The 13,747-nt window shown below is 49.5% G+C and carries 15 protein-coding genes and 1 tRNA gene; 8 read left to right on the top strand and 8 right to left on the bottom strand.

Annotation, left to right across the window (positions count from 1 at the left end):
• Positions 1–3: 3 nt before the first annotated feature.
• Together A7098_RS01510 and A7098_RS01515 are read right to left on the bottom strand one after the other, a co-directional pair.
• Positions 4–79, bottom strand: a tRNA-Phe gene (locus A7098_RS01510).
• Between the two features lie 104 nt (positions 80–183).
• A complete protein-coding gene (locus A7098_RS01515; protein ID WP_105280220.1) occupies positions 184–891 on the bottom strand; it encodes a DUF554 domain-containing protein in 708 nt (235 codons plus the stop codon).
• 152 nt (positions 892–1,043) lie between these two features.
• On the opposite strand from A7098_RS01515, the gene A7098_RS24090 reads away from it, so the two are divergent.
• Together A7098_RS24090 and speC are read left to right on the top strand one after the other, a co-directional pair.
• Entirely contained in the window at positions 1,044–1,127 is an 84-nt protein-coding gene (locus tag A7098_RS24090) for a hypothetical protein (protein ID WP_301005532.1), read from the top strand.
• Between the two features lie 162 nt (positions 1,128–1,289).
• A complete protein-coding gene (gene speC, locus A7098_RS01520; RefSeq protein ID WP_105280221.1) occupies positions 1,290–3,425 on the top strand; it encodes an ornithine decarboxylase in 2,136 nt (711 codons plus the stop codon).
• A 47-nt stretch (positions 3,426–3,472) separates the two neighbouring features.
• Here speC and nupG read toward each other — a convergent pair whose 3' ends face one another.
• The 4 genes from nupG to mutY all read right to left on the bottom strand — a co-directional run bounded on the left by nupG (position 3,473) and on the right by mutY (position 7,431).
• Positions 3,473–4,729 (bottom strand): nucleoside permease NupG, encoded by a 1,257-nt coding sequence (gene nupG / locus A7098_RS01525; RefSeq protein ID WP_001049785.1) that lies wholly within the window; start codon positions 4,727–4,729, stop codon positions 3,473–3,475.
• 202 nt (positions 4,730–4,931) lie between these two features.
• The gene (gene mltC / locus A7098_RS01530; protein ID WP_000760323.1) at positions 4,932–6,011 is read right to left on the bottom strand and encodes a membrane-bound lytic murein transglycosylase MltC; all 1,080 of its coding nucleotides are present in this window, start codon (positions 6,009–6,011) and stop codon (positions 4,932–4,934) included.
• Positions 6,012–6,075: 64 nt separating this feature from the next.
• On the bottom strand, positions 6,076–6,351 hold the full coding sequence (locus A7098_RS01535; protein WP_000091700.1) for an oxidative damage protection protein: 276 nt from the start codon (positions 6,349–6,351) through the stop codon (positions 6,076–6,078).
• A gap of 27 nt (positions 6,352–6,378) precedes the next feature.
• Positions 6,379–7,431: an A/G-specific adenine glycosylase gene (gene mutY, locus A7098_RS01540; RefSeq protein WP_105280222.1), complete on the bottom strand. Its 1,053-nt coding sequence runs from the start codon at positions 7,429–7,431 to the stop codon at positions 6,379–6,381.
• A 160-nt stretch (positions 7,432–7,591) separates the two neighbouring features.
• Here mutY and trmB point away from each other — a divergent pair, with 160 nt between their 5' ends.
• The 6 genes from trmB to A7098_RS01570 all read left to right on the top strand — a co-directional run bounded on the left by trmB (position 7,592) and on the right by A7098_RS01570 (position 11,826).
• On the top strand, positions 7,592–8,311 hold the full coding sequence (gene trmB, locus A7098_RS01550; protein WP_000786919.1) for a tRNA (guanosine(46)-N7)-methyltransferase TrmB: 720 nt from the start codon (positions 7,592–7,594) through the stop codon (positions 8,309–8,311).
• Positions 8,311–8,637, top strand: coding sequence for a YggL family protein (locus tag A7098_RS01555; RefSeq protein ID WP_001107564.1), 327 nt, complete (start codon positions 8,311–8,313; stop codon positions 8,635–8,637). Before trmB ends, A7098_RS01555 begins: the two co-directional genes overlap by 1 nt.
• A 22-nt stretch (positions 8,638–8,659) precedes the next feature.
• Positions 8,660–8,800 carry a hypothetical protein gene (locus A7098_RS23820; RefSeq protein WP_157943557.1) on the top strand — a complete coding sequence of 47 codons (141 nt, stop codon included), beginning with the start codon at positions 8,660–8,662 and terminating at the stop codon, positions 8,798–8,800.
• Positions 8,801–8,820: 20 nt separating this feature from the next.
• Positions 8,821–9,540, top strand: coding sequence for a DUF2884 domain-containing protein (locus A7098_RS01560; RefSeq protein ID WP_000984796.1), 720 nt, complete (start codon positions 8,821–8,823; stop codon positions 9,538–9,540).
• Between the two features lie 175 nt (positions 9,541–9,715).
• Positions 9,716–10,762, top strand: coding sequence for an L-asparaginase 2 (gene ansB / locus A7098_RS01565; RefSeq protein WP_000394144.1), 1,047 nt, complete (start codon positions 9,716–9,718; stop codon positions 10,760–10,762).
• 116 nt (positions 10,763–10,878) lie between these two features.
• A complete protein-coding gene (locus A7098_RS01570) occupies positions 10,879–11,826 on the top strand; it encodes a DUF1202 family protein (RefSeq protein WP_105280223.1) in 948 nt (315 codons plus the stop codon).
• Between the two features lie 113 nt (positions 11,827–11,939).
• Here the strand turns inward: A7098_RS01570 and A7098_RS01575 are convergent, their stop codons facing one another.
• Positions 11,940–13,241 carry a TRAP transporter large permease gene (locus A7098_RS01575; protein ID WP_105280224.1) on the bottom strand — a complete coding sequence of 434 codons (1,302 nt, stop codon included), beginning with the start codon at positions 13,239–13,241 and terminating at the stop codon, positions 11,940–11,942.
• Positions 13,241–13,744: a TRAP transporter small permease gene (locus A7098_RS01580; RefSeq protein WP_123056739.1), complete on the bottom strand. Its 504-nt coding sequence runs from the start codon at positions 13,742–13,744 to the stop codon at positions 13,241–13,243. Before A7098_RS01580 ends, A7098_RS01575 begins: the two co-directional genes overlap by 1 nt.
• Positions 13,745–13,747 lie beyond the last annotated feature (3 nt).

A 13,747-nucleotide genomic window follows, 5' to 3' on the forward strand; every position in this document is an offset into this window, starting at 1 on the left:
TAGTGGTGCCCGGACTCGGAATCGAACCAAGGACACGGGGATTTTCAATCCCCTGCTCTACCGACTGAGCTATCCGGGCAACGGGGCGCATTAAACCTGATTCGCCTCGTCTCGTCAATCAAATTTCTTCAATTTACGGCAGACTGCACAATCTATCATCACTTTGCCGCTATTACACACATTTCAGGCAAACCAGGCGGTCCAGGCGGCGGAAAGAGGCATTGCCAGAAGCAGTGCTGGAAGCATGTTGACTACCGGGAACATTTTAATGCCACAGATGCGCAAACCGGTCGCCAGAAGCAATAAACCGCCTACGGCGCTAAAGTCCGCCATCATCGCCGGTGTCGTTAGCGGTAATATCAGCGCGGCTCTCCAGGCCAGTGTTAACTGGATGATGAGCAATGGAATGCTAATCACTGATACCGCAATCCCCAGAGAGCAGGCGAAGATCATCGCCGTAAAGAAATCAAGAAATGACTTGGCGATTAAAATACTCGGATCGCCGGTCATTCCTTCATTCATCGCGCCGAAGATCCCTGTACCGCTGGCACAAAACAGGACGATAATCGCAACAAAATTTTGAATAAATGATTCATGCGCTGGCTTCTTGTGCGAGTGGCGAAACAGATTTTGCGCTCTGGCAACCGCTGTATTGACTCCTTTCTCCAGCAAACACATTTCGCCGATTAGAGCGCCAAGTAGCGTTGCTAAAACCATCGCCGGAAGGTTGGCGCATTTCACCACCAGTAAAATACCAATCCCCAATGATGCCAGACCAAAAATCGATGTCATTGAGACGCGGATACGTTCCGGTAAACGTTGGCTAAGCAGTGCGCCGAGAATGCCACCCAGTAATACTGCACTAGCGTTGATAAAAGGGCCGATGACCACAAGAGTTCCTGTTAACTGTATTGTTTGATTTTTTTATTATGAACTTTTTGCCCCGTTTATAGCTTGCCTGGACGCAAAGTCCTGGCTTGCACGCTTTAGCGAAAGGTGCCATTATCGCGCGAATTTTCTCCTCTCTGTACGGAGTTTGCCTGATGCATGCCACCTCCTTACATTCTCTCGCTCCTCGCCGTTTTGCGCGAAAATCTTCCCTTTCCATGTTACTGCTCATGCGGTGAAGTTAACGCACGCTTACTGCAGGACAACAGTAAAATCAGAGCGTTTCTGCTTTTACTGATGTCTGGCGGTCGGAGCTGGTGATCAGTTTGACCCCCATCTCATGGGGCAAGGTTTTTCACCTTGTCCGATATTCTTACCTCCCCGAAACGGGTTTTGCGTTTATGAAATCAATGAGTATTGCCGCCAGTAATGAACTGGTTTCCCGACTTTCTACCCATCGTCGCGTGGTGGCGCTGGAAGATACTGATTTTACGGACGTCGCGGCAGTCGTCATTACCGCTGCGGATAGTCGTAGTGGCATTCTTGCGTTACTTAAGCGAACCGGTTTTCATCTGCCGGTGTTTTTGTATTCTGACAATGCTGTTGAAGTGCCTGCGGGCGTTACGGCGATTATCAACGGTAACGAGCAGCAGTGGCTGGAGCTGGAATCCGCAGCCTGTCAGTATGAAGAGAATTTGCTGCCACCGTTTTATGACACGCTGACGCAGTACGTTGAGATGGGCAACAGCACTTTTGCTTGCCCTGGGCATCAACATGGTGCGTTCTTTAAAAAGCATCCTGCCGGACGCCATTTTTACGATTTCTTTGGTGAGAACGTCTTTCGCGCCGATATGTGTAATGCTGACGTAAAATTGGGCGATCTGCTTATTCATGAAGGATCGGCGAAGGATGCGCAGAAATTCGCAGCCAAAGTCTTTCATGCCGATAAAACCTATTTTGTCCTGAACGGCACATCGGCAGCGAATAAAGTGGTGACTAATGCGTTGCTAACACGTGGCGATCTGGTGCTGTTCGATCGCAATAATCATAAGTCGAACCATCACGGCGCGTTGATTCAGGCGGGGGCGACGCCGGTGTATCTGGAGGCCGCGCGTAACCCGTTCGGTTTTATTGGCGGTATTGATGCGCGCTGTTTTAATGAAGATTATTTGCGCGAGCAAATTCGCGACGTTGCGCCAGAAAAAGCTGAGCAATCGCGCCCGTTTCGCCTGGCGATCATTCAGTTAGGGACCTATGACGGCACTGTCTACAACGCCCGTCAGGTGATCGATACCATTGGGCATCTGTGCGATTACATTCTGTTTGATTCCGCATGGGTTGGTTATGAACAGTTTATCCCGATGATGGCGGATAGCTCGCCGCTGCTGTTAGAACTTAACGAAAACGATCCGGGGATCTTTGTTACCCAGTCGGTGCATAAACAGCAGGCGGGATTCTCGCAGACGTCGCAGATCCATAAAAAAGATAACCATATTCGCGGGCAGGCGCGTTTTTGCCCACATAAGCGGTTGAATAATGCCTTTATGCTCCATGCTTCCACCAGTCCGTTCTATCCGCTATTTGCCGCGCTGGACGTCAATGCCAAAATCCATGAAGGGGAGAGTGGGCGTCGGCTATGGGCTGAGTGCGTTGAGTTGGGGATTGAAGCGCGCAAGGCGATTCTTGCGCGCTGTAAGCTGTTCCGTCCGTTTATTCCGCCCGTTGTCGATGGCAAATTGTGGCAGGATTATCCGACGTCAGTGTTGGCCAGTGACCGCCGTTTCTTCAGCTTTGAGCCAGGAGCAAAGTGGCACGGCTTTGAGGGATATGCCGCAGACCAGTATTTTGTTGATCCGTGCAAGCTGTTACTGACCACGCCGGGAATCAATGCCGAAACCGGTGAATATAGCGATTTTGGCGTACCGGCGACGATTCTGGCGCATTATCTGCGTGAGAACGGCATTGTGCCGGAAAAATGCGATCTCAACTCCATTCTGTTCTTATTAACGCCGGCTGAAAGTCACGAGAAGCTGGCGCAACTGGTGTCGATGCTGGCGCAGTTTGAACAGCATATTGAGGATGATTCGCCGCTGGCTGAGGTGCTACCGAGTGTTTATAACAAATATCCGGTACGCTACCGCGACTACACTTTGCGCCAGTTGTGTCAGGAGATGCACGATTTGTATGTCAGCTTCGACGTCAAAGACCTGCAAAAAGCGATGTTCCGCCAGCAGAGTTTCCCGTCAGTGGTGATGAATCCGCAGGATGCGCATAGCGCCTATATTCGCGGTGAAGTGGAATTGGTGCGGATTCGTGATGCCGAAGGGCGAATTGCGGCAGAAGGGGCGTTGCCTTATCCACCTGGCGTGCTTTGCGTGGTGCCGGGGGAAGTCTGGGGTGGAGCGGTTCAGCGTTATTTCCTTGCGCTGGAAGAGGGCGTGAATTTGCTGCCGGGGTTTTCGCCGGAGCTACAAGGTGTCTATAGCGAAACCGATGCGGATGGCATGAAACGGTTGTACGGTTATGTGTTGAAGTGAGAATAAAAAACGGGTCACCTTCTGGCGACCCGTTTCTCTTTGCGTAATTAGTGGCTAACAGTCTGTGTGCCCGCAGGGACACGAACGTGTTTGTATTTAAACATCGCCATGAACGCGAAGGCCAGAACCACAGAGTAACCTGCGAAAATCAGCCATACGGTCTGCCAGTCGGTAATGCCGTTTTGGGTGTACATCTCAACCACTTTACCGCTCACAATACCGCCGAGGATACAGCCGAAGCCGTTGGTCATCATCAGGAACATCCCCTGCGCACTGGCACGAATTGCCGGGCTGACTTCTTTTTCGACAAACACTGAACCAGAGATGTTGAAGAAGTCGAATGCGCAGCCGTAGACAATCATTGACAGCACCAGCAGTACAGTACCGAACGGAGTCGGGTCGCCATAAGCAAACAGCGCAAAACGCAGGATCCACGCCACAATACTGATCATCATTACGTTCTTAATGCCGTAGCGGCTTAAGAAGAACGGGATGGTCAGAATGAACAGAGTTTCCGAGATCTGCGAAATCGACATGATGATCGACGCATGTTGCACGATGAAGCTGCTGGCAAACATCGGATCTTTGTCGAAGCTGTGCAGGAAAGTATTACCGAACATGTTGGTAATCTGCAGTTCCGCACCCAGCAACATCGAGAAGATGAAGAAAATCGCCATACGCTTGTTTTTAAACAGCGCGAATGCATCAAGCCCCAGCAAAGTCGTCCAGCTCTGATTCGCTTGCTGTTTAGCAACCGGAATATGCGGCAGCGTAAAGGTAAATAGCACCAGAACGGCGGAGAGAGCTGCGCCAATATACAGCTGCATGTGGCTTAATTCGAAGCCAGACAGGCTCACCACCCACATCGCCATAATAAAGCCGATGGTGCCCCAGATACGGATTGGCGGGAAATCCGTCACAATATCCAGCCCGGCATTTTGCAGGCGATAGTAGGAGATAGTGTTGATTAACCCAAGCGTTGGCATATAGGCAAACGAGTTAATCAATATCACAAGGAACATCGCCTCCGGCGTGGTGACTTTCGCCGCCATGAAGAGCGTGATCGCACCAATAGTGTGACAAATGGCGTAAACCCATTTCGCACTTAACCATTTGTCGGCCACAATCCCCAGCAACGCAGGCATAAAGACAGCGGCGATACCCAGTGAACTATAAACTGCGCCGATAGAAGCACCGTCGAACTTCAGGGTAACAAACATATAGGAGCCGAGGGTCGTCAGCCAACTTCCCCACAGGCAGAACTGCAGAAAAGAGAGAATTTTCAGCTGCAGCTTAAGATTCATGTTAATTTCCTCACATCATGATGCGGATGAGTGTTTCAAAAAGCACATTTGACCGTGCAAGATGATGCGATTCTATCAACTTCACTGACTGTTTTTTTGTTACCCGTGGCAAATAATTGCAAATAATATCGTTTTGCAAAACATAATTGTGATGTAGATAACACTTTTGCCCCAGGACATCGTCAAGGGGCGATAAGTGCAATTATCGGCGACGGTAAGATTTTTGCGCCGTGTTCACTTTATAAAGATAGCGGCGAGATTCCGCAGAAGGATGGCGGGTCGTTAGCGTCTGATAAACATCGCCCGGGGTCATGGTATTAATAATATTAGCAGCTTGAATCTTATCGTTAGAGAAAACGCGTAACACGCTGCCTGCACCACCGTTATAAGCGGTGATGACGGCATAACGCCGCGACGTTGGGTTATCAATGCCGCCAAGATAAACATTGTTCAGCATCGCCAGATACGCAGTGCCGGTATCAATATTGCTGGCAGGATCAAACAAGAAACTGCGGCTCGGCGTGCCGGATTTCCCCTGCGAGCGGAACACATCTTTCCCGGCAGTATGTTGTACCACCTGCATTAATCCCAGCGCATCGGAACGGCTGACCGCATACGGGTTAAAGGAAGATTCGGTCTGCATAATCGCCAGAATCAGCGACTCATCAACGCCATATTTCCGTGACGCCTGGCGGACCATGCCGAGATATTTGTGCGCACGTTTATCAAGGTGGTTCGGCACCATGTTAATGGTGACGCTGTAGATGATACGCAGCCCGTTGCTGCGGCTTTTCAGACGGTTTTTCAGCAGATAATCCGCGAAGTTGCTTGCGCGACCTTCCCAGCGAATCGGCTGCCCGGTGTTGTCCACCACCTGACCGTAAAGAAAAGGTTCTTTCGAAATCGTAATATCATCAACGTCGGAATAGAGATCGACCGAACTCGGATCATCCCCCATCAGTAACGTTTTGATAATTGCCCGACGCAGATGTGCGGCAGGTTCTGTCCCGGCGATGGTTTCGATAGTGATCGTACCGTCATCAAAGTTGATGTGGCTGCGGGTCTGGTATTGATCGGTGTATTTCACGTAGTCCTTAGGACCGGCGATCACCACCTCTTTGAATCCCCAGATGTTCTCAATATTGTGGGCAAATTGCCCCATCAGAATATCAAAACCGTTGGTATCTTTGACCCAGGCTTCATTATAGGTATCGCCTTTTTTGGTCGTCGAACAGGAGATGAGCAACGGCGCAATCAAAGCCAGCGCGAGATATTTTTTCATCATTCCGGGTGCGTGTTGTGTTTGTTTTTATGCAAGTTGCCGGAGGCGTACTCCGGCTCTGTTTTTATTTTTTATCTTCCGGCGTATAGCCCTCGATATGCACCTCTTTACCCTCGAACAGGAAGTTGACCATCTCCTGCTCCAGCAGCTTGCGGTGCTCGGCATTCATCATGTTGAGTTTCTTTTCGTTAATCAGCATGGTTTGTTTGTGCTGCCACTGCGCCCAGGCTTCTTTGGAAATCTCGTTGTAGATGCGTTTTCCCAGTTCGCCGGGGTATAGCTGAAAATCCTGACCTTCTGCTTCACGCTGCAGGAAAGTACAAAAAATCGTTCTGCTCATAAATCATCCTCTTTATCGACTCACGCGCTAAACCGGCGCGCCAGTGCGTAACTGCTGTAACAAACGCTCCACGGGAGCCGCCAGACCAACTGACGGCGGTTGCGCTAAGTTATACCAGAGCGCATTGCCTTCATCCATGCAACCGGTGAATGACGACACGGGAAGCCACATAGGCACAATATCTAAATGGAAATGGCTGAAGGTATGCCGAAACGCGGTGAGTTGCGTCAGGTTATCAGCAGCAATCTGCCGTTGCGCCAGCCACTGCCGCAAACTTTCTTCGTCGGCAAACTGCGGGAAACAGTATAAACCGCCCCACAATCCGCTCGGCGGACGCTGCGCCAGAAATACTTCATCTTCGTGCTGTAACAGCAAAAAGTAGCCGGTGCGCTCCGGTAATGTCTGTTTCGGTTTTTTGCCCGGATAAAGCGACCAGCTATTGTTGGCGGCGGCAATACACCCGTTTTGTAGCGGGCAGAGCGAACACTTCGGCTTCGAGCGCGTACAAATCATCGCGCCTAAATCCATCATCGCCTGATTAAACCGCTCCACGCCGACGGCGGGCGTAACCTGCTCGCTTAAACTCCACAGTTTATTTTCGACCTCTTTTTTCCCTGGCCAGCCGCTTACAGCATAGCAGCGAGCCAGCACGCGTTTGATGTTACCGTCGAGAATCGGAAAGTGCTTACCCAGAGAAAGCGAGAGTATTGCGCCTGCGGTGGAGCGTCCGACGCCCGGCAGCGCGGCGACTTCCTCAAAGGTTTCCGGGAATTTACCGTCGTGTAAGGTGGCAACTTGCTGTGCCGCTTTATGCAGATTGCGCGCGCGGGCGTAATAGCCAAGCCCGGTCCACAAGTGGAGAACTTCGTCCAGCGGCGCGTTGGCGAGATCGGTCACCGCCGGGAAGCGCGCCATAAAGCGTTCAAAATAGGGGATAACGGTCGCAACCTGAGTTTGTTGCAACATCACTTCTGAGAGCCATACTTTGTAGGGCGTCTTGTCAATTTGCCAGGGCAGAGTTTTTCGCCCGTATTTATCGTACCAGTCCAGAACCAGGGCTGAAAATTGCGACGCTTGCATGGTCACCGAATTCATTGTTGTTGGGGGCAAGATTGCAGCACAGCGACGGCAGGGTGTAAACCGGAACTTTCCGCAGCCACGGCCTTATCATGCTTGCATCCGGCAACTAACTTTGGATAATGCCCGTTTTCAGAACACTTTCACAAGCGACTAAATCTTTATGAAAAACGACGTCATCTCACCGGAATTTGATGAAAACGGCCGCCCATTGCGCCGTATCCGTAGTTTTGTGCGCCGCCAGGGGCGACTGACCAAAGGCCAGGAACATGCGCTGGAAAACTACTGGCCGGTGATGGGCGTTGAGTTCAGCGAAGATATGCTGGATTTCCCTGCGCTTTTTGGCCGTGAAGCGCCAGTGACGCTTGAGATTGGTTTCGGCATGGGCGCTTCGCTGGTGGCAATGGCTAAAGAGCGCCCGGAGCAGGACTTCCTCGGCATTGAAGTGCATTCGCCGGGCGTTGGCGCTTGTCTGGCTTCCGCGCATGAAGAAGGGTTAGATAACCTGCGTGTGATGTGCCATGACGCAGTCGAAGTGCTGCATAAAATGATTCCTGACAATTCATTGAGCATGGTTCAGCTCTTTTTCCCTGACCCGTGGCACAAAGCGCGCCATAATAAACGCCGTATCGTTCAGGTGCCGTTTGCTGAGCTGGTAAAAAGCAAACTGAAACTGGGGGGCGTATTCCATATGGCGACCGACTGGGAACCTTATGCGGAACATATGCTTGAAGTGATGTCTTCTATTGACGGTTATAAAAACCTGTCAGAGAGCAACGATTACGTACCGCGCCCGGCATCACGTCCGGTGACGAAATTTGAACAACGTGGTCATCGTCTTGGTCACGGAGTATGGGACTTAATGTTCGAGAGGGTGAAATAATGGCAAAGAACCGTAGCCGTCGTCTGCGTAAAAAAATGCACATCGACGAATTCCAGGAATTAGGATTTTCGGTGGCATGGCGATTCCCGGAAGGTACATCGGAAGAACAAATTGATAAAACCGTTGATGACTTTATTAACGAGGTTATCGAACCGAACAAACTGGCCTTTGACGGCAGCGGCTATCTGGCCTGGGAAGGTCTGATCTGTATGCAGGAAATCGGCAAATGCACCGAAGAACATCAGGCGATTGTGCGTAAGTGGCTGGAAGAGCGCAAACTGGATGAGGTACGCACCAGCGAACTTTTCGACGTTTGGTGGGACTAAGAAAACATACGGGCGATGACAAATGCAAAACTGCCTGATGCGCTACGTTTATCAGGTCTACAAAGATGCACGATCGAGTAGGCCGGATAAGGCGTTTACGCCGCATCCGGCATGGAAAACGCGTACTTTGTTATCAATCTGGGGCCAGCAAATGCTGGCCTGATTTGTTCTTGAGGGAAGATTATGATGCGCAAAATGCTGCTGGCGGCAGCACTTTCAGTGACGGCAATGACCGCTCACGCCGACTACCAGTGCAGCGTCACGCCGCGTGACGATGTGATTGTCAGCCCGCAAACCGTGCAGGTGAAGGGCGAAAACGGCAATCTGGTGATCACGCCAGACGGCAACGTGATGTACAACGGCAAACAATATTCTCTGAACGCTGCCCAACGCGAGCAGGCGAAGGATTATCAGGCAGAATTGCGCAGTACGTTACCGTGGATTGATGAAGGCGCGAAAAGCCGCGTCGAGAAAGCCCGTATCGCGCTGGATAAAATTATCGTTCAGGAGATGGGCGAAAGCAGCAAAATGCGCAGCCGTCTGACCAAACTGGATGCGCAGCTTAAAGAACAGATGAACCGCATTATCGAAACGCGCAGCGATGGCCTGACGTTCCACTATAAAGCTATCGATCAGGTTCGCGCCGAAGGCCAGCAATTAGTGAATCAGGCAATGGGCGGAATTTTACAGGACAGCATTAATGAAATGGGCGCGAAAGCGGTGCTGAAAAGCGGCGGCAACCCATTACAGAATGTGCTGGGAAGCCTGGGGGGGCTGCAATCCTCAATCCAAACCGAGTGGAAAAAGCAGGAAAAAGATTTCCAGCAGTTTGGCAAAGATGTCTGTAGCCGTGTCGTGACTCTGGAAGACAGCCGCAAAGCCCTGGTCGGGAATTTGAAATAATCCTCTATTCTAAGACGGCATAATACTTTTTTATGCCGTTTAATTCTTCGTTTTGTTACCTGCCTCTAACTTTATAGATCTCCAAAATTCATTCACGTTGTAAATTGTTTAACGTCAAATTTCCCATACAAAGCTAAGGGATAATACGTAGCGTTCACATAACTGGAGGAATGAAATGGAGTTTTTCAAAAAGACGGCACTTGCCGCACTGGTTATGGGTTTTAGTAGTGCAGCATTAGCATTACCGAATATCACCATTTTAGCGACCGGCGGGACGATTGCCGGTGGTGGTGACTCCGCAACCAAATCTAACTACACAGCGGGTAAAGTTGGCGTAGAAAATCTGGTCAATGCGGTGCCGCAACTGAAGGACATTGCGAACGTTAAAGGCGAGCAGGTAGTTAACATCGGCTCCCAGGATATGAATGATAATGTCTGGCTGACGCTGGCGAAAAAAATTAACACCGACTGCGATAAAACCGACGGCTTCGTTATTACCCACGGTACTGACACGATGGAAGAAACCGCTTACTTCCTCGACCTGACGGTGAAATGTGACAAGCCAGTGGTGATGGTAGGTGCAATGCGCCCGTCCACGTCCATGAGCGCAGACGGCCCATTTAATCTGTATAACGCGGTAGTGACCGCAGCCGATAAAGCCTCCGCCAACCGTGGTGTGCTGGTGGTGATGAACGACACCGTGCTTGATGGCCGTGATGTCACCAAAACTAATACCACCGATGTAGCGACCTTCAAATCTGTTAACTACGGTCCGTTGGGTTACATTCACAACGGTAAGATTGACTACCAGCGTACTCCGGCACGTAAGCACACCAGCGACACGCCGTTCGATGTCTCTAAGCTGAATGAACTGCCGAAAGTCGGCATCGTTTATAACTACGCCAACGCATCCGATCTTCCGGTAAAAGCACTGGTAGATGCAGGCTACGACGGTATCGTTAGCGCCGGTGTGGGTAACGGCAATCTGTATAAAACCGTGTTCGACACCCTGGCGACCGCTGCGAAAAACGGCACTGCGGTAGTGCGTTCTTCCCGCGTACCGACGGGCGCAACCACTCAGGATGCCGAAGTGGATGATGCAAAATACGGTTTCGTCGCCTCTGGCACGCTGAACCCGCAAAAAGCGCGCGTTCTGCTGCAACTGGCGCTGACGCAAACTAAAGATCCACAGCAGATCCAACAGATTTTCAATCAGTACTAATCGCCTCGCCCCGGTATCGTGCCGGGGCTTTTTCACTTCAGACTCACGTCCATTGCCAATTTTTATTACCCTGATGATAATCACTGGAATAAATTATTCCTCGCGAGGGTTTTCTGGTGAAAAAGCAATGGATTGTCGGCACGGCGCTGTTTGTGTTGATGTCTGGTAATGGCTGGGCCGATGGCGAACCGCCAACTGAAAATGTCTTAAAAGATCAATTCAACAAGCAGTATCACGGTATTCTCAAGCTTGATGCCATCAGTTTAAAAAACCTTGATGCGAAAGGTAATCAGGCCACCTGGTCAGCGGAAGGCGATGTTTCTTCCTGTGATGATCCCTATACCTGGGTTGGTCAACTGGCAGACTACCAACTGCTGGAACAGACCTGGACGAAAGATAAGTCCGTAAAATTTTCGGCGATGTTAACCAGTAAAGGAACACCTGCGTCTGGCTGGACGGTGAACTTTTACTCTTTTCAGGCGGCAGCCAGCGATCGTGGGCGGGTGGTCGACGATATCAAAACGAATAATAAGTATCTGATCGTGAATAGCGAAGATTTCAATTATCGCTTTAGTCAGCTTGAGTCAGCGTTGAATACCCAGAAGAACTCGATTCCTGCGCTGGAAAAGGAAGTGAAAGAGCTTGATAAGCAAATGGCGGCGGCGCAGAAAGCAGCGGATGCATATTGGGGAAAAGATGCAAACGGCAAGCAAATGACCCGCGAAGACGCCTTCAAAAAAATTCACCAACAGCGTGATGAGTTTAATAAACAGAATGATAGCGAGGCGTTCGCGGTTAAATATGACAAAGAGGTTTATCAACCGGCGATTGCGGCATGTCATAAACAGAGTGAAGAGTGTTATGAAGTGCCGATTCAGCAGAAACGAGATTTCGATATCAACGAACAGCGGCGACAGACTTTTCTGCAATCACAAAAACTTAGCCGTAAATTGCAGGATGACTGGATAACACTCGAAAAAGGGCAATATCCGTTAACGATGAAAGTTTCAGAAATAAACAGTAAAAAAGTCGCGATTTTGATGAAAATTGACGATATCAACTAGGCTAATGAACGCTGGAAAAAAGATACCGAACAACTGCGGCGCAATGGGGTGATTAAGTAATTTCCTTCAAATATCATTGCCGGATAATATAGCATTATCCGGCGATTTATAATTTACATTAACCCTAGCAACTGCGGAACCAACAAAGAAATTTGCGGGATATAGGTAATCATCATCAACGCTACTAGCAATGCAGCATAAAATGGCAGCAATGGTTTGATTAAATGTTGAATCTTCACACCCGAGATAGAACAACCAACAAATAGCGCACTACCCACTGGCGGTGTTAATAGCCCAATACAAAGGTTAGCCACCATCATAATACCGAAATGTACCGGGTCCATTCCCAGCTCTTGTGCAATCGGCAAGAAGATTGGTGTGAAGATTAGTACAGCCGGTGTCATGTCCATAAAGATGCCGACAATTAATAAGACGATATTAATCAGCAGCAATATGATCAGTGGGTTATCAGAAATCCCCATCAACGCGTCGCTGATCATATAAGGAATATCAGCATTGGTCATTGCCCAGGACATGCCCACGGAAAAACCGATCAACAGTAATACAATCGAAGTGGTAACAACCGATTCCAGAATCAGTTTGGGTAAGTCGCGCCATTTTACTTCCCGGTAAATCAGCACCGAGAGAATAAATGTGTAGACAACGGCAATTGCTGACGCTTCAGTTGCGGTAAAAATGCCGCCCAGAATGCCGCCCATCACAATGAACACCAGAAGCAAACTTGGTAGGGCATCCAGAAACGCTTTACAGGCCTGAGCAAAGGTTGCTCTTTCTGAAAGTGGGTAACCACGGCGTTTAGCAATAATGGCGCAGACAACCATTACCGCGAGACCCATTAAGATCCCTGGCAAATATCCCGCCATAAATAGCGATGCTACAGAAACGCCGCCAGCTGTCAGGGAAAACACAATTAACACGTTTGAGGGCGGTATCAGTAATCCAGTAATACAGGATGAGACGTTTACAGCGGTAGAAAATGCCGGATCATAACCTTCTTTGGTCTGAATGGGATTCAGTGTGCCACCAACGGCAGCAGCTGCCGCAACGGCTGAACCAGAAATGGAACCAAACATCATATTCGCCAGGACGTTCACATGACCAAGCGAACCAGGAACGCGGCCAACCATTACCTGGGCGAGGTTAATCAAACGTATCGCAATACCGCCGCTGTTCATCAGCGTTCCGGCAAAGATGAAAAACGGGATTGCCAGCAGGGCAAAGTTATCCAGTCCATTAGCCAGTCGTTGCGAAACAGTGATTGCCGCGATATCCCAGGGAAACATCAACAGCATTGAAGCTACAGTGGCAATACCGATTGAGAACGAAATGGGCACACCAATAAAGACCAGCACAAAAAAACAGCCAAACAGTGTAAGCGCGATATAACTATCCATTAACTGGCCTCCTGCGCAGGTTGTTTCAGTTGTTGAATGCTTTGATTAATAAAACACAAGGCATAAAACATCATCACCACTCCACTTAATGGCAGAATGATATATACGTATCCCATCGGTATTTGCATCGCGGCAGATACCTGTGATGTTACCAGTGTTTTATCAATTAATTTCAGGCCACCAGTCACAATGACCGAACCGGCAAAACCTAAAATAAGAACGTTAATGACTATATTAAGAAGTAATTGCTTGCGTTTATTCAGGGCGAGAGCAAATAAATCAATAGAGAGATGTCGCTGCGCGCCGACGGTATATGCAGCACCTAATAATCCTACCCAGATCATCAAAAAGCGTGCCAGCTCATCGGTTAATGTACTTGGCTGGTTAAGTACGTAGCGGCTAAATACTTGCCAGACTACGCATATAACAAGAGCAAGCATTACGGCAACAGAAAACGCGGCAATGACGCGGTCTACCGCAAGTTTCAGGCGGTTAAATATCATTGT

It is taken from the genome of Escherichia sp. MOD1-EC7011 (assembly GCF_002965005.1).
Taxonomy (GTDB): domain Bacteria; phylum Pseudomonadota; class Gammaproteobacteria; order Enterobacterales; family Enterobacteriaceae; genus Escherichia; species Escherichia ruysiae.

Excerpts from the sequence above, each read along its gene's own strand:
- nupG (WP_001049785.1), bottom strand. The coding sequence starts at position 4,729 with ATGAATCTTAAGCTGCAGCTGAAAATTCTCTCTTTTCTGCAGTTCTGC.
- A7098_RS01555 (WP_001107564.1), top strand. The coding sequence starts at position 8,311 with ATGGCAAAGAACCGTAGCCGTCGTCTGCGTAAAAAAATGCACATCGAC.
- A7098_RS24090 (WP_301005532.1), top strand. The coding sequence starts at position 1,044 with ATGCATGCCACCTCCTTACATTCTCTCGCTCCTCGCCGTTTTGCGCGA.
- A7098_RS01580 (WP_123056739.1), bottom strand. The coding sequence starts at position 13,744 with ATGATATTTAACCGCCTGAAACTTGCGGTAGACCGCGTCATTGCCGCG.
- A7098_RS01535 (WP_000091700.1), bottom strand. The coding sequence starts at position 6,351 with ATGAGCAGAACGATTTTTTGTACTTTCCTGCAGCGTGAAGCAGAAGGT.
- speC (WP_105280221.1), top strand. The coding sequence starts at position 1,290 with ATGAAATCAATGAGTATTGCCGCCAGTAATGAACTGGTTTCCCGACTT.
- trmB (WP_000786919.1), top strand. The coding sequence starts at position 7,592 with ATGAAAAACGACGTCATCTCACCGGAATTTGATGAAAACGGCCGCCCA.
- A7098_RS23820 (WP_157943557.1), top strand. The coding sequence starts at position 8,660 with ATGCAAAACTGCCTGATGCGCTACGTTTATCAGGTCTACAAAGATGCA.
- mutY (WP_105280222.1), bottom strand. The coding sequence starts at position 7,431 with ATGCAAGCGTCGCAATTTTCAGCCCTGGTTCTGGACTGGTACGATAAA.
- A7098_RS01575 (WP_105280224.1), bottom strand. The coding sequence starts at position 13,241 with ATGGATAGTTATATCGCGCTTACACTGTTTGGCTGTTTTTTTGTGCTG.
- mltC (WP_000760323.1), bottom strand. The coding sequence starts at position 6,011 with ATGAAAAAATATCTCGCGCTGGCTTTGATTGCGCCGTTGCTCATCTCC.
- A7098_RS01560 (WP_000984796.1), top strand. The coding sequence starts at position 8,821 with ATGATGCGCAAAATGCTGCTGGCGGCAGCACTTTCAGTGACGGCAATG.
- ansB (WP_000394144.1), top strand. The coding sequence starts at position 9,716 with ATGGAGTTTTTCAAAAAGACGGCACTTGCCGCACTGGTTATGGGTTTT.